Below are 15,626 nucleotides of genomic sequence, written 5' to 3'. Positions count from 1 at the left end.
AGATAAACAAAGGGTAAAGGAATAATGCAGGGCAATACAATACGCGGTAAAAAATATTTATGGCAGCTTCCTGAAATTGATCAGCAGATGGTGCTATCATATGCTAGTACGTACAATCTTTCTGTTCCTGTAGTGCAGACGTTATGTTCCCGTGGCTATGTGACATCTGATGATATCGAATCATTTTTATTTAGCTCTTTTGAAAAAGACGTTGCTCATCCAGAGCAACTTATAGATTCTCAAAAAGCAGTTAATCGCATAGTGCAAGCAATTGAAAACAAAGAAAAAATGCTTGTTTTTGGCGATTATGATGTAGATGGTATCACGTCATCATCGTTAATGATGATTTGTTTGTTACCGCTTGGTGCTGATATTAATTTTTTTTTACCGCATCGCGTGCTCGATGGATATGGTCTTTCATCAAAAATTGTCGAGCGTGCTGCACGGAATAACTATAAGGTTATTATTACCGTTGATAATGGTATAACTGCATTTGAACCGGCATGTAAGGCAAAAGAACTAGGCATTGATTTAATTATTACAGATCATCACAAGCAGCATGATGAATTACCAGATGCATATGCAATAGTTAATCCAAATAGGGTTGATTGCCCATATCCATTTAAATCGTTGGCAGGTGTTGGTGTTACTTTTAAAATATTGAGTTTGTTATATGAGCGTGTTGGCAAGCCAATGCCAGAAAAAGCGTACGAGCTTTTGCTGCTTGGTACTATAGCAGATGTTGTACCATTACTTGGAGAAAATAGATTTTGGGTTCGCCATGGGCTTAACTATGTTAACAAACAACGAAGTTTTCCTTTTCTGACCCTCTGTAAAAACGGACGAGTTACAAAACAAACTATCTCGTCTCTTGATATTGGTTTTTCTGTTGCACCACAAATTAATGCGTTAGGCAGACTTGATGATCCACGCGATGGAGTAGCATTTTTAATAGGTTCAGATCATAAACGAGTACAAGAGGTTGGCAAAATATTATTTGAACTGAACCAGGCTCGTAAAGACATTGAACGTTCTATTTTTCAGCAAGTAGATGTACATATTAAAGAAAAAAAAATTGATTTAGAAAAAGAAAATATTATTTTGGCTGCGAGTAATTCGTGGCCACCAGGAGTAATTGGCCTTGTAGCATCGCGATTGGTTTCAGCCTATGGTAAACCAACAATTTTATTGCACATAACTGAAAAAGGTATTGCTAAAGGTTCTTGCCGTTCAATTCCTGCATTTAATATTTTTGATGCATTACACGATTCAAAAGATTTGTTGGAACAGTTTGGTGGCCATGCGCATGCTGCAGGACTTGCATTAAAGGTTGATAATATTGCTGAGCTCAAGCAGAAACTAGAAGAACGCGTTGCGCAACAATTAACACCGATTGATTTGGAGCAAAAAATAATGATTGATGCTCATATTAAATTGGGTGACCTGACAAAAAAATTTATGAATGATATTAATCAACTGGAGCCATTTGGGCACGCAAATGCGCAGCCACTTTTTTATGCAAAAGATGTTGTATTAGTACAGGAGCCACAATTATTGAAAGATCTGCATGTTAAGTGTCGTATTTTTGCTGATGGAGTTATCAAGCCGCTTATTTTTTTTAATCGTCCAGAATTATTTGAGTGTTTTGTTAACCAAGGTTCTGATCCTTTTGATGTTGCCGTACAGGCAACAGAAAATCACTGGAATGGTCGTATTTCTATTGAATTACTCGGTACTGATGTAGCAGGTTTAAAACAATGATTATTACGGTTGATGGCCCAACGGCTAGCGGAAAATCTAGTGTTGCTCAGGCGGTAGCAAAAAGGCTAGGCTATTATTACTTTAATTCGGGCCTTTTATATCGATCTCTGGCCTATATTTTGTTACATCATTATCAATATAACAAAGATCAATTAAGCAATCCAAATGCACAAGATTTTAAAAATGCTCTTGATTCTAAAAGATTGGTTTATACTTTTGGAGAAGATCTTTGTTTACGTACTATATTTGATATGATTGACATCACGTCATATCTTAAAGACAAAGAAATTGATCAAGCAGCTTCTATTGTGAGCTCAAATGAGCATGTCAGAGAAGTATTAATTGATTTTCAGAGATCCATAGGTCGACAGCATAATGTTGTTACCGATGGGCGGGATATGGGCTCAGTTATTTTTCCCTATGCAGATGCGAAATTTTTTTTAACTGCAAGAATAAAAATTCGTGCGCAACGTTGGATTTTAGACCAGAAAAAACGTGGCAATATTGTTGATTTATACCATGCAGTTACGCAGCTACAAGAAAGAGACTTACGGGATAAAGCAAGAAACACAGCACCGCTTGTTGTACCAAAAAATGCTATAATTATAGATTCTTCTGATATGACACAAGAGCAAGTAATTGAAAAAGTCATTTTCTATATCCTCAAAAGACATCCGAACCGAGATGTCTTTTGAGGAACAAAAAGTTATTGAGATACTGCTTTTTTTATTAATTTTTTCTTTTTTTTCATATGTTTTTTAAATATAGCTGAACCAAAAGAAAATTTAAGTACATCGTCCATAGTATTTGCATAGGTAATGTTGAGCGGATTAAGGTCTACTTCTTTAGAAATTTCTTGAATGTCATCGTAATTTTCTTTTGGAACAATGACTGTTTTAATATCATGCTGTTTTGCAGCTAAAAGTTTTGCTTTTAACCCGCCAACTGAGAGCACTCTTCCTTGTAGTGTGATCTCACCAGTCATAGCAAGATCTTTTGGTAGTGGTTTTTTGATTAATGCCGAAACGAGTGCACTACAAATAGTAATTCCCGCAGATGGTCCATCTTTGGGTGTTGCGCCTTCTGGCATGTGAATGTGAATATCTTTTGATGAATGAAAACTACCTTTAAGTCCCAAATCTGTCGCTCGCGAACGAATATAGCTTAAAGCTGCCTGAGCGGATTCTTGCATAACATCACCAAGCTGACCCGTAAGAGTAAGTCCTCCCTTACCTGAAAGTGTGGTTGTTTCGATCTCAAGTACATCGCCACCCAGCTCGGTCCATGCAAGCCCTGTTGCCAAGCCATAATTTTTCTCTTGGTTTAAGCTTGTTTTTTTAAATTTTGGATTGCCAAGCCATTGAGCAATACGATTTGATGTAACAGTAATCACTTTCGCTGATTTATCTCTTAAAAACACTTGTATAGCTTTACGCATAAGCTTGCTAATAATTCGTTCTAATTGTCGTACTCCCGCTTCTTTTGTGTACTGGTTAACAATGGTATGTAATTGATTTTCTGGTATTTTAAACTGTTGTGTATTGAGCCCGTGTAGTTTCAAATTTTTTGGGACTAAAAACTTTTTTGCGATAGCAATTTTTTCATTTTCTGTGTAACCAGAAAGCGAAATAACTTCCATGCGATCAAATAATGGATACGGTATATCATCAATCATATTTGCTGTAGTTACAAACATTACTTGCGAGAGATCGTATTCTATGTCTAGGAAATGGTCAATAAATGTTGTATTTTGTTCCGGGTCAAGAACCTCGAGTAATGCTGAAGAGGGATCTCCATGCATATCAGCGCTCATTTTGTCTATTTCATCAAGTAAAATTACCGGATTGAGTGTTTTTGCTTTTTTCATCGCTTGAATAATTTTACCTGGCAATGCGCCAATGTACGTACGGCGATGTCCACGGATTTCTGCTTCGTCTCTGACGCCTCCTAGAGAAATACGTACAAATTCTCGCCCCATACTTTCAGAAATTGATTTTGCTATTGAAGTTTTACCAACACCTGGTGGGCCAACTAAGCAAATAATTGGTGATCGTTTATTATCTTTAGCAAATTTTTTCGCAGCTAAAAATTCTAGAATACGTTCTTTTGCTTTTTTTAGACCTGAATGGTGTGCGTTAAGTATTTTTTCTGCTTTTCCAAGGCTGATCGTGTCGTTACTGACGGTTGTCCATGGCAAAGATATAACCCAATCAACGTAATGTCTACTGACAACAGCCTCTGAAGAAAGCGGTGGCATTTGATCCAAGCGCTTGAGTTCTTTTTCGATTTTTTCTCGTGCTTCTTGGGGAAGTCCAAGTGTTTTTATCTTTTTTCTGATTTTATCAAGCTCATTAGATTGATCTTCTCTGCCAAGCTCTTTTTGAATTGCTTTCATTTGCTCGGTCAAATAGTATTCTCGTTGGCTTTTTTCCACTTGTGTTTGTACATGTCCACGAATACGTTGTTCTGTTTGCAAAATATCAATCTCTTTTTTAAGCAAACCACAAAGAATGAGCATGCGCTTTTCTAAATCAACTGTTTCTAGGATCGTTTGTCTTTCTTTTACTGACAGATTACTAATATGAATAGCCAGAGTATCAGTGATTTGATCCATATCGTATGATGACTTTACTAAGGCTATCAGATCTGTAGGAGCTTTTTCATTGTATTTTGCGTAGGTTAAATATAAGGTGCGTACTTGCCGCCATAATGCTTCAAGCTCAACTGTCTGCTTAGCTTTTGAGCTTTCGATATCGATACAGTGTACACCAAGAAAACCTTCAGCTTCTTGTGTATCTATTATTTTTGATCTACAAACTCCTTCAGCCAGAATTTTTAAGGCACCGTTAGACATGCGCATAACTTGTAATATTTTTGAGCGAGTTCCGTGAGAAAAAAGATCTAGTGACGTTGGTGTTTCAACATGTTCATCTTTTTGTGCGGTAATAAAAATAGATTTATTATTTTTAAGTGCAAATTCTACTGCTCGGATAGAAGTTTCTCTTCCAACAATTATTGGTACGATACTTTTTGGCAAAACCACTACGTTCTTAAGCGGCAAAAGGGCCAAAAAGGTTTCATGCTTTTGTGTCTCTTCTACGTGATTTGTTTCAGGCTGTTCAATAATATTTTGTGCTTCATCTGTAACCATATGTGTCCCAAATTATAGAGTTTTTGGTGTTTATTCTTCCTGTAAGGTGTTTATAAATTAATTATATAGTGCAACACCAGTCAAAGCTATTTTTACCCTTGACTTAAGCCTACTTTACGTGCCTATTTTGTCAACTAAAATATATGTTTTTATTTCATATTTGAATTGTTTGGTTGGGGGTGGTGCTTGTCGAGGGAATATTTCAGACAAAAATAAGCTTATTTATGTTGTATAGATAGTATAGTCAGACTTGCTTCTGTAATTTCACATAGTATTTATATTCTTGATTATTGCGGCGGATAATGGAATTTGTTGAAATAATGCGTTGAGATGGCTATATAGTTGATTTCTTGGTAATGGGTTATATACTATGATTTTTACAAAAGAATAATGTTTTGGTATTATCTTTGGTAAATTGCGTTGTTTGTTTTGGTTAACCTTTTTGTCCGCTGGGGCTATATATGCTTAAACGTATTGCGACTGCATTGTGGGGGAAGTTTGAGAGTAGAGATGAGGTACAAAAGTTCTTTACACTAAGTGCTATATTTTTTTTGATTATTGGTACCTATTGGTGTATGCGACCACTTAAAGATGGCTTGTTTGCTAATATTGTAGGTGTTGATTATATTCCATGGGCAAAGTTTCTTTCGCTTATTGTTATCACACCTCTCATTCTCGTATATAGTAAGCTTGTTGACATGTTCACGCGACACAAAGTGTTTTATATTTTGATTACGCTTTATGCATTAGCAGCATTAATATTTGGCTACTTCTTGAACCATCCGACGTATGGCCTGCCTAATACCACTGAAGATCCAACACGAATTTTAGGTTGGGCGTGGTATGTTTTTGTCGAAAGTTTTGGTTCATTAATTGTAGCACTTTTCTGGGCGTTTACTACAGATATTACTAAAGAAGATGCGGCAAAACGTGGATTTCCTTTTATTGCTCTTGGTGGACAACTTGGTAACATGGTTGGACCAATGCTGCGCGCTAAGTCGTTAGGCCTTTCTCACAGTGGACCAATTGTCTACATTCTTGCAGGTGCGATTATAGTAATTGGTTTGTTAATGTGGTTGTTTGTGAGCGTTACACCAAAAGATCAATTGGTTGGATTTGAAGAAGTTAAAGAGGCTGGAGACAAGAAGGAAGAGTCTCACAGTGAGCCAGGATTTTTTGAAGGTCTTCGCCTTATGATTACTAAACCGTACTTGCTTGGCATTTTCCTGATTATTTTCTTTTACGAGGTAATTATTACCATTATTGATTTCTTATTTAAAGCAACCGCAAAGGCATCGTTTCCGCTTGAGCGTGATTTCAGCGCGTTTTTGGGAAGTTATGGTACTATGACTGGTATTATTTCAACATTGTGCGTATTATTTGGTATCAATAATATTCAACGACATCTTGGTGTTCGTGCATCGTTAATTCTGACACCAATATTAGTTGCTGTTGCGATTGTTACGGTAAAATTCTATCCAGTGTTAGGTGTATTGTTCTGGTTGATGGTATTTGCGAAGGCTATTAACTATGCACTTAACCAGCCAACTATTAAGCAGCTTTATATTCCGACATCAAAAGATGCAAAATATAAAACTCAAGCATGGATTGAGATGTTTGGATCTCGTGGATCAAAGGCTTCAGGTTCAGGTATTAATGTGTTTCGCGGCTTCCTAAAGGGTAAGTATGGTATGGCTGGAATAACATTGTTTTTGACTTTGAGTACAAGTGTTTCACTTGGTTTAATTGCGATATGGTTTTTTGTGGTGGCATATCTTGCAAAAACGTACAAAAAGGCTGTAGACGAAAAACGAGTAGCTTGTTGAGTGGAGAGTTGTATCAGTTGAAAATAAAAAGGTCTTTCAAAGTTGTTTCTTTGAAAGACCTTTTTTGGTTTATTCAATGGTGATCTGTTTGTAGTAAATGAGTTGAGATAGTAGGCAGCATTGTGTATTGGAAATGAATGACATTATACAAAATGTGTATAATTTGAAAAAGAGTCTGTATTAAAAGGAACCTCGATGATTTCGAGAATACAAAATTGGTTAAAGTCGCTTTTTGATGTTGAACCACAAGAGAGAGTAAAGCTAGTATTACTAACACTTACTTTTTTTTGTATTATTGGCGGTTATACTTTGGCAAAAGAACTAAAAGATTCTGTTTTTAGTGCAGTTGTTGGGCGAATATACATACCACAGGCAAAAATGTATTTCATGATTTTTATGGTGCCAGCAATTTTCTTATATTCAAAGTTGGTTGATAGATTGAGGCGATATCGCTTGCTCTGCTGGTATGCTTTTTTCTATGCATTAGTAGGATTTGTTTGTGTTTATATGCTTGGTCATCCAACTATTGGATTGTTAAATACAGATTCGAGTCCATATCGCGTATTTGGTTGGCTATTTTATTTTTTTGTTGAATCGTGGTCACCATTTGTGGTGAGTGTCTTCTGGGCATTTTTGAACTCAATTAGTAACCCAGATACAGCAAAAAATAGCTATGGGACGATTGTTGCTGGTTCAAAATTTGGTGGCATGCTTACTTCTGGTTTTGCTTGGGCGCTGTTGAGCGTAACAACTCCTACTTCAATACTTATATTCTCAGATGTTGTTAAGCATCAAATATTACTAGGAGTTTCTTCTTTATTGATTTTATGCGTACCGGTAATCATTCTTGTTCTTATGAGAAAAGTTTCTGGCCATTACCTGCATGGATATGAAGCTGCGTACCAAGTAGAAAAAAAACGTGGTAAGACTGGTGAGGCAAAAACAGGGATTCTCTCAGGTTTAATTATGTTTTTTAAATATCCGTACATTTTTGGAGTTTTTTGTATAGTATTTTTCTACGAGATAATAAATACAGTATTGAGTTATCAGCGAATAGGAATGGCTGAAGCTAATGCCACAAGTATTACGCATGTTAGCACCTATTTATATAAACTTATTTTTGTTACACATACAATTGGATTTTTAATTTCTCTTTTTGGAACCAAAGCCTTGCTTAAACGATTTGGAGAGCGTATTTGTCTTTTATTGGTACCTATTTCTACGGCTTTATTGTTTATTTACTTTGTTTTTAGCACAACACAATTTGCCTTTTTGAGTTTCTTTGTTATATTGCGTTCAATCCATTATGGCTTCAGTTATCCAGTAAGAGAAAGTTTATACATTCCAACTGTTAAAGAGATTAAATTTAAATCTAAGTCTTGGATTGATGCATTTGGGCAAAAGTTTGCAAAGTCAGGTGGTTCGTTTTTTAATCATTTTACTAGAAATTTGCCTATTGCGGCGTTTATTACAATAGAGTCAATGTTTTTTGCTGTTATTATTGGCCTGTGGATTATAGCAACTTACTTACTTGGAAGACGATTTGATCAAGCCATTACGAACAATGAGGTTATAGGGGCAGAATTGGAATAATTCGTTGAATTTTTTTCTACTTTTGATATTATTTTTTTATTGTGATGTATAGTATTTTATACTGTTAATGCGTGCTTTTTAAAATAAGGTGGCTTGTAGATTGTTGGTATGCATGCGATGAATATGGGCCCAAAAAGCATTAGATATAACCTTTTGAGGATAGATTTATATGATAGATTTTAAATCTTTAGTTAAAGCTGGTTGTCACTTTGGGCATCAAAAATCTCGTGGCTGTCCCAAAATGGCTCCGTACATTTGGGGTCACAGGAATGGTATCCACCTTATTGATATTTCGAAGACCGCGCAATTATTAGAGCAATCAGCTCAATTTCTTAAACAAGTTACTGCAGAGGGCAAAGCTGTTTTGTGGGTTGGTACTAAAAAACCGGCGCAAGACATTATTTTTAGTGTTGCTCAGGATTTAGACATGCCGTATGTAAACCATCGTTGGATTGGTGGTACATTGAGTAACTGGGCTCAGGTAAAAAAATCAATCACGAAGCTATTGCATTTGCAGGATGTTATTGCAAAAGTAGAAAAATCGAAAGAAAAAGAAGACTCACAACAGTTTCTGTATACAAAAAAAGAACTTAATGTTATTCAAAAAATGATTGAGCGTTTAAAGAAAAATGTTGGTGGCATTACTGGTCTTAGGTGGCCAATTGGTGCAGTTATCATTGTCGATGTGCGTAAAGAGAGTTCGGCGCTTAAAGAAGCTGTGCGCATGGGAATTCCAGTTGTAGCACTTGTTGATACTAACTGTGATCCGACGCTGGTTGATTATGTTATTCCGGGAAATGATGATGTGCCTCGTTCAATTAAGTTAATTATTGATTATTTACATGAGTCAGTCAAAGTTGGTGTTGCTCAGCGTGCGAAAGATCAAAAAGAAGAAGAGAGCCAAACTGTAGCGATAAAAAAAGCTGTTACAGAAAAAGGGCCAGTGGTAAAAAAAGCTGCTACAAAAAAAGATGTGAAAGTGGAATCAAAGGATAAAGCTGTTGATATAACGCACAATGGACTAAAAAAAGAAGATTCTAAGAAAACTGTTGATAAGGAAAGAGAAGAAAAGGCTGACAAAAAGTAGCGACTCGGAGAGGTGTCTGAGTGGTTGAAAGAGCACGCTTGGAAAGTGTGTATGTCTCGTAAGGGGCATCGAGGGTTCGAATCCCTCTCTCTCCACCAGTTTACCTTTATTAGGCCTTGCGATAGAAATAGATAAATTTTTCGCAAAAATTAATTGGTCCTATTGCTGATAGAGCAAAAGGATATTTGTTTACCTAGTACTGTGGTTATGCAACAAGATGTATTTTTGCAAAATTTGGCTAGCTCTCCAGTTAAAAAAGTGCTAAAATAGGTGTGTTATTGGGTTTTAGGGTGAAAATTATACCTCATTCAGTGGTGGTCTAAAAGATTGGGAAGTGAGTAAAAAATGGGTTTCTCAGCCTGTCAGGTCCGAAAGGAAGCAGCAGAAGTTTACTTATTTTTGTACCCGCTTCCCATTTAATCTAGGGACATTAGGCAATAAAAACAATGAATACACTAAAACGAGCAGATGTACAGCTTAATCTCGCACGCAAGTGGCGCTCACAAACCTTTGATGAGGTTGTTGGGCAAGAGCTTGCGTTAAAAATCATTAAAAATAGTCTATACAAAGATCACTATTTTCCTGTATATCTTTTTTCGGGTCAACGAGGTTGTGGAAAAACAACTACAGCTCGTATTTTTGCTGCTGCAATTAATTGTGAAAAATTATCTGATTTTCAGAAAAATCCAAAAAAGTACATTATTCCGTGCCTTGAGTGTGCGTCATGTGTAGCATTGCGAGCTGGCAAGCATCCAGATTTTATTGAAATGGATGCGGCTTCTCATACTGGTGTTGACAATGTACGGCAAATTGTTGATGCAGCATCATTACTGCCGATTATGGGACGTAAAAAAGTCTATTTGATTGATGAAGCACACATGCTGAGCAAAGCAGCATTTAATGCTTTTTTAAAAATTTTAGAAGAGCCTCCAGTATCAGTATTATTTATTTTGGCTACAACTGATCCGGAAAAAATTATTGAAACAGTTCGTTCTCGTTGTTTTCAGCTTTTTTTTAAACCCATTGAAATGAGACCGTTACTTAATCATTTGGTACATATATGTGAGCAAGAAGAAATTGCATATGATACAACAGCTCTTAAATTGATTATTGCACAAACTGATGGTTCCGCTCGAGATGCGCTCAATATTTTGGAGCAAGTTCGTTTTGCTACAAAAAAAGTGACACAAGAAGCTGTACAATCGGTGCTTGGTTATGTTGATGATGCATGTTTGATCGAATTATTCAATATGGTATTGCATAAAAGTCCTGTAGAGCTTTTGGAGTTTTTACAAAAAAAATCACTTAGCCTTTATGATGCGACATTTGTCTGGCGGACATTTATCAATTGTGTGCGCTCAGCACTATGGCTTAAGCATGGGGTGAGGCCACAGCACTTTATAGAGTATCATGAAGCTCTTAAAGACATTGTTGCGAGTACTTCGTGGCTACAAATTAATGATTTACTCAATCAATTATACAGTAATGAGCATTTGTTTCTCAAAGCAAGTGATCAATATGGTGTACTTGAAATGATCTTATTACAAGCATGTCAAAAAAATAAAAAAAATAATAATAGCGGTTCCGGTTCTGCCTCTGGCACACAAGTTTTATCTATGCCGACTGAAGGTTTAGATGATGAAGACTATGAAGATGATGTTGAGGAGAGTGACCGTGTTGATGAACTAGAAGAAGAGCTTAAACCTATCGATGGCAACAAAAAAAAAGTACAGAATTCCGACTTTGTTAAAGCATTGGCTGGTAGGTTAACTGATGATGTGTCAAGTGCTATTGGGTTTACATCCTGGGAATTGTTTTTACAAGAACTTGAACAAAAAAATGATCCACTCGCACTTTCAATTTTTAAACAAGCGATGTTTACTGCGTTTGATAGTGTGAGTGCAAAATTGACAATTTCTTTTCCAAAGCAGTTTATTTTTTTTAAAGAACTGCTAGGGCAAACTAGTGCCATTTGGCAGCCGTTAGTAAATAGTTGTTTTGGGATGAATATTGTTCTAAATTCTGTTTTCAATAGTGTTGATCCTAAGCCAATTGAAGTGAGGTGTGTTGAACAAAAACAAGAAAGAGTAACACCAGTTTTTGTGCCAATGCAGACACCGCGGACAATAATATCACAACAAAAATCTAAGCGAATGACGTATGGAAGTGGTGGTGGCGGTTCTTCGTATCGTTTTTTTGGATCTCTCGGTGGCCAAGGCACAAAAACGTATTTAGGAAAGATTCCAGTTACTTTAAGTGCAATTGATGTGTCTGATACGAATAAGTGGCCACAAGTTTGCCTGTTGCAGCAACATTTTTCTGGCACTATCAAAGAGATAATACAAGCATAAGTATAAAGGGAGGTTATAATGGCCAAAAAAATATCAAAAATTGTTATTATTGGACGTGCAAATGTTGGTAAATCAACATTGTTTAATCGTCTTTCTGTCGATGTTAAAAGTTTGACCTTTGATTATGCGGGGGTAACGCGTGATATTATGCGTGATATTGCCTGTTGGAAAGGTAAGTCTTTTGAGCTTGTCGATACTGGTGGTGTGCAAGTTGGTAAAACAGATGATATTTTGGCAAAAGCAGTTTCTGCACGGGCACGTGCTGGTATAGAGCAAGCAGATGTTATTGTGTTTATGTGTGATGCTACGGTTGGTGTATTGCCACATGATCGTGCAATAGCAAGAGAGCTTCACAAAATAGGTAAGCCAGTTATTTTAGCGGTTAATAAAGCTGATAGTAGTAAAGCAAAAGAGTATGAATATGAGTTTAAAACACTTGGTTTTGATACTATGTTTTTTATTTCTGCCACTCACGGTATAGCTATTGGTGACTTACTTGATGCATCGGTAGCAGTATTACCGCAGGCAGGAGCCATTGAAGATGAGTACGAGGTAACAAAAGAGAGTGCTGATTATAAAGTTGTATTACTTGGCAAACCAAATGTGGGTAAGTCATCGTTACTTAACTTATTGCTGCAAGAAGAGCGTACGCTAGTTGCTGATATACCGGGAACTACAAGAGAAGCTATTGGCGAGAAAATATCATTTTATCATGAAGATATTTTGGTAATCGATACGCCGGGAATTCGCAGGAGAAGAAAAATTGACGAGCCATTAGAAACGATGATGGTCAAGACAGCATTTCGTGCACTTGAAAATGCTCATATTGTGTTACTATTAGTTGATTCCTCTGAGGGGTGTTTATCAGACCAAGAACTAAAACTATCTTTTTATGTAATTGAGCAGGGCAAAGCGCTTGTTATTTTATTTAACAAGCAAGATTTAGTTGATGAAGAAATTGAGCATAATTTACAATTTAATCTAGAGCCATACAACTATTTAATTAATAAGATTCATACGCTCAATATTTCGTGTAAAACCGGTAAAAATATTGGTAAAATTATGCCATTGCTCAAAAAAGTATGGCAGCGTTATACACAAAAGTTTTCTGGCCAAGAACTCACGATGCTTTTTAAAGATGCATTTTATCGCCGTCAACATTTTTATAAGACACAGCCCTTGCAACTTATTTATGCAAAACAAGTTAAAACAGCTCCAATTACTGTTGCTCTGCGTGTAAATCAACCCGATTGGTTTGGTCCAAGTCAACTCGCATATCTTGAGGGTGTTATGCGTAGAAAGTATGATCTGCAAGGGGTACCGGTACAATTTGCTGTTCGTAAGAAATCAAGTAAATAGGTTTTTCTTTTTTTTCATTATACAATTTAATATATGCAAAATTTAAGTAGTAAGGATAATACATGTTTTAATTGAGCAAGATCATGTTGGTGATTCATTTTTTTTATAATTTTCTAATAAAAAGTTAACTTTTATGAGATAAAAAAATTTGTGCAATAAACGACAAATAGATACACCATCCTTCTTGTATCTGGCTATAGATTGCGTTACTCTGAAGCTATATATAAAAATATATCTATAAGGAGTAAGGAGAACTTATGAACAAGCGCATTACGTTTCGAAATATAGAGAAATCTTCAGAAATAGAAGCATATGCTAATCAGCAATTGGCAAAAATAGAAGAGTTCTTACATAGTGAACGTCCACCAATTTATATTGATTTGATTTTTGAGCCATCAAGAGTAAGAGAGCATCATCGTATTGAACTACGAGTGAGGACTCCACGTTTTGATGAGATAACTCACTATGAGTATAAAGGTACTGGTTTTTATGATGTGCTTGACCGTGTAATTGATACAATGTACTTGAAGTTGAGAGAAGAAAACAAGCGCGAAAAACGTGATGCACGTAAAACTCGTGGCCGTAAAGATGAGTTTAAAAAGCAGCGTTAGTTTTATTGATAAATCTTAATACGAGTTATAAAACTAGGGTTTATAAAAGTGGCTGTATCTCAGAAGTGAATTGCTCTGTTGTTTTATTGTATAACTCGTTCCCCCACTGTTTTAATACATTTTGAGTGTTTGGTTCGATAAGTAATACAGTGGGAAACCCAATAATACCATACTTTTTTTGTAGTAGCTTACAATAGCTATTCTTTGTATTAGAAGCATCTATTTTTACTGAAATACAATTTTGCAGACAATTTTGGACATTGGTGTTACAAAAGATACGTTTATCAATTGTTCTGCACAATGAGCAAAAAGGTGTACCAATATCAACCAATAATTTTTTATGATTTTTTTGTGCTTGCTCAAGTGCAGCAAAGTAGTCTGTGTGCCAAGTTATTTTATTTTGAATTTGTTGTGGATATGTGGTTTGGTAGGCTTTAAAAGCTATAAGAAGAGAGCTTGCAAGTAAACAGAAACCAATGCTATTTTTTATCAAACGCAATATGTTCGAGTCTTGCGAGCGAGTGATAAAGTGTGTAATACCAACAACAACGACAAAACCAGCCAAGAGCCATAAGATAATATAAAAGGGTGTAAGGGGTTGTAATAAGTATAAGCACATACCTACCAACAAGAAACCAAAAAGTTGTTTTATCTCAAGCATCCAGGGGCCGGTCTGTGGCAAAATATTTAATGATCCAGAGAAGGAACCAATTATCATCAACGGCATACTCAGTCCAATGCCAAAAGCAAATAATAGTATAAAACCTAAAAAGAGCGAGCCAAGTTGCGCAACTAAACTTAATATAACAATAAGACCCGGAGAAACGCATGGCGATGCGATCGTTCCACTTACGGCACCAAAACAAAAAGCAGAACATAGTGAGCCACCATATATTTTTTTTTGTTTTGGTTTCATAAATGGTGGTATATACATTGTGTATAAACCAAGCATTGAACCTGCTAGATATAAGAGTAATAGAGTAAAACTAATAATAATTATTGGATGTCCCAAAAATGCACCAAAAAAATTTCCTGTAAATGTAGCCAACATGCCAAGGAGAGAAAATGTTATTGCTAAACCTAACGTATAACTTGAAGAAAGAAGTATGTTGCGTAGTACCGATGATCCTCCTTGTGTTTGCAAAATGCCGGCAGTTATTGGAATCATAGGGTAAATGCAGGGTGTTAAGCTTAGCAGTAGACCGAGCACAAAAACTAATAGTGTTCGTATCCAAGGGGATTGTGTTGTTTGTATTATGTTTGAAATGCGAGAAGAAAGTGGTGTGTGCGTTCCAGAGTGTGAAGATGTAGTATATGTAGATGTTGTATGTTGTTCCGGTGTTGGTATATCAATGCTTTTGTTTAATACATTATTTGTGTGCGAATTTGCTATTTGTTCTTGCTGAATTTTAAAGGAACGTTCTGGAAAAGAGTTCTGATGCAGGTTGTTTTGTGTGTGATGTACTGTTGTATGTAAGCGTAAAGGAAAAACTGTTTTGGTTAATTTTTTTTCTGATTTAAGATAGTACGTCATGTGTAGATATGCGTCATCAACAGAAATTGTGTCGTCTACAAATGCATCAAAAGTAATTTTTAGTGGTTTGGTAAATACTTTTTTCCTTTCTTTGAAGTGTGGGTCATACTTTTGAACGGTGAATTGGTTTGCTTTCCATTCAGAAAGTGTGATTGCTGGATGATCGACAGAAAAGTCAAGATAGTCTTTATATGCATAGTCGCCAGTATGTAATGGGATAGTAATAGTTATCGTTGTTTTTTTATGATCGATAGGTGTGTACGTAATGTGAGGTTTTGCTAAGCAAATTGCTGATAAAGAACAAAACGATAGAAAAGTTGTTACTATAATGGGAGTGTGTTTCATTATCACCT

The 15,626-nt window shown here is 36.0% G+C and carries 10 protein-coding genes, 1 tRNA gene and 1 other RNA gene; 10 read left to right on the top strand and 2 right to left on the bottom strand.

What is annotated here, in order from left to right; translation table 11 throughout:
- The first annotated feature begins 24 nt into the window (after nt 1-24).
- Together recJ and cmk are read left to right on the top strand one after the other, a co-directional pair.
- Nucleotides 25-1,761, top strand: a complete 1,737-nt coding sequence (gene recJ, locus KC460_00445; protein ID MCA9769823.1) for a single-stranded-DNA-specific exonuclease RecJ — start codon at nt 25-27, stop codon at nt 1,759-1,761.
- A complete protein-coding gene (cmk, locus tag KC460_00440; GenBank protein ID MCA9769822.1) occupies nt 1,758-2,456 on the top strand; it encodes a (d)CMP kinase in 699 nt (232 codons plus the stop codon). The genes recJ and cmk overlap by 4 nt, the downstream gene beginning before the upstream one ends.
- A gap of 11 nt (nt 2,457-2,467) precedes the next feature.
- On the opposite strand, the gene lon is transcribed toward cmk, so the two are convergent.
- A complete protein-coding gene (gene lon, locus KC460_00435) occupies nt 2,468-4,912 on the bottom strand; it encodes an endopeptidase La (GenBank protein MCA9769821.1) in 2,445 nt (814 codons plus the stop codon).
- A gap of 461 nt (nt 4,913-5,373) precedes the next feature.
- On the opposite strand from lon, the gene KC460_00430 reads away from it, so the two are divergent.
- The 8 genes from KC460_00430 (at nt 5,374) to KC460_00395 (ending at nt 13,739) form a co-directional block, all read left to right on the top strand.
- Nucleotides 5,374-6,738, top strand: a complete 1,365-nt coding sequence (locus tag KC460_00430) for an MFS transporter (GenBank protein MCA9769820.1) — start codon at nt 5,374-5,376, stop codon at nt 6,736-6,738.
- Nucleotides 6,739-6,933: 195 nt separating this feature from the next.
- Nucleotides 6,934-8,331 (top strand): hypothetical protein, encoded by a 1,398-nt coding sequence (locus KC460_00425; GenBank protein MCA9769819.1) that lies wholly within the window; start codon nt 6,934-6,936, stop codon nt 8,329-8,331.
- Between the two features lie 169 nt (nt 8,332-8,500).
- Nucleotides 8,501-9,418 carry a 30S ribosomal protein S2 gene (gene rpsB / locus KC460_00420; GenBank protein MCA9769818.1) on the top strand — a complete coding sequence of 306 codons (918 nt, stop codon included), beginning with the start codon at nt 8,501-8,503 and terminating at the stop codon, nt 9,416-9,418.
- Between the two features lie 6 nt (nt 9,419-9,424).
- A tRNA-Ser gene (locus KC460_00415) sits at nt 9,425-9,516 on the top strand.
- Between the two features lie 227 nt (nt 9,517-9,743).
- An RNA gene (gene ffs, locus KC460_00410) (signal recognition particle sRNA small type) lies at nt 9,744-9,839 on the top strand.
- 25 nt (nt 9,840-9,864) lie between these two features.
- Nucleotides 9,865-11,769, top strand: coding sequence for a DNA polymerase III subunit gamma/tau (dnaX, locus tag KC460_00405; protein ID MCA9769817.1), 1,905 nt, complete (start codon nt 9,865-9,867; stop codon nt 11,767-11,769).
- A gap of 18 nt (nt 11,770-11,787) precedes the next feature.
- Nucleotides 11,788-13,128, top strand: a complete 1,341-nt coding sequence (der, locus tag KC460_00400) for a ribosome biogenesis GTPase Der (GenBank protein ID MCA9769816.1) — start codon at nt 11,788-11,790, stop codon at nt 13,126-13,128.
- A 257-nt stretch (nt 13,129-13,385) separates the two neighbouring features.
- Entirely contained in the window at nt 13,386-13,739 is a 354-nt protein-coding gene (locus KC460_00395) for an HPF/RaiA family ribosome-associated protein (GenBank protein ID MCA9769815.1), read from the top strand.
- A 40-nt stretch (nt 13,740-13,779) separates the two neighbouring features.
- On the opposite strand, the gene KC460_00390 is transcribed toward KC460_00395, so the two are convergent.
- On the bottom strand, nt 13,780-15,618 hold the full coding sequence (locus KC460_00390) for a thioredoxin family protein (GenBank protein ID MCA9769814.1): 1,839 nt from the start codon (nt 15,616-15,618) through the stop codon (nt 13,780-13,782).
- Nucleotides 15,619-15,626: the final 8 nt, after the last annotated feature.

This window comes from Candidatus Dependentiae bacterium, assembly GCA_020431705.1.
Taxonomy (GTDB): Bacteria; Babelota; Babeliae; order Babelales; family Vermiphilaceae; genus JAGQHQ01.
The sequence above is the reverse complement of the archived record's forward strand: the minus strand, read 5'-3'. Positions and strand labels throughout refer to the sequence as shown.

Excerpts from the sequence above, each read along its gene's own strand:
- KC460_00425 (MCA9769819.1), top strand. The coding sequence starts at position 6,934 with ATGATTTCGAGAATACAAAATTGGTTAAAGTCGCTTTTTGATGTTGAA.
- cmk (MCA9769822.1), top strand. The coding sequence starts at position 1,758 with ATGATTATTACGGTTGATGGCCCAACGGCTAGCGGAAAATCTAGTGTT.
- KC460_00390 (MCA9769814.1), bottom strand. The coding sequence starts at position 15,618 with ATGAAACACACTCCCATTATAGTAACAACTTTTCTATCGTTTTGTTCT.
- dnaX (MCA9769817.1), top strand. The coding sequence starts at position 9,865 with ATGAATACACTAAAACGAGCAGATGTACAGCTTAATCTCGCACGCAAG.
- lon (MCA9769821.1), bottom strand. The coding sequence starts at position 4,912 with ATGGTTACAGATGAAGCACAAAATATTATTGAACAGCCTGAAACAAAT.
- KC460_00430 (MCA9769820.1), top strand. The coding sequence starts at position 5,374 with ATGCTTAAACGTATTGCGACTGCATTGTGGGGGAAGTTTGAGAGTAGA.
- KC460_00395 (MCA9769815.1), top strand. The coding sequence starts at position 13,386 with ATGAACAAGCGCATTACGTTTCGAAATATAGAGAAATCTTCAGAAATA.
- recJ (MCA9769823.1), top strand. The coding sequence starts at position 25 with ATGCAGGGCAATACAATACGCGGTAAAAAATATTTATGGCAGCTTCCT.
- rpsB (MCA9769818.1), top strand. The coding sequence starts at position 8,501 with ATGATAGATTTTAAATCTTTAGTTAAAGCTGGTTGTCACTTTGGGCAT.
- der (MCA9769816.1), top strand. The coding sequence starts at position 11,788 with ATGGCCAAAAAAATATCAAAAATTGTTATTATTGGACGTGCAAATGTT.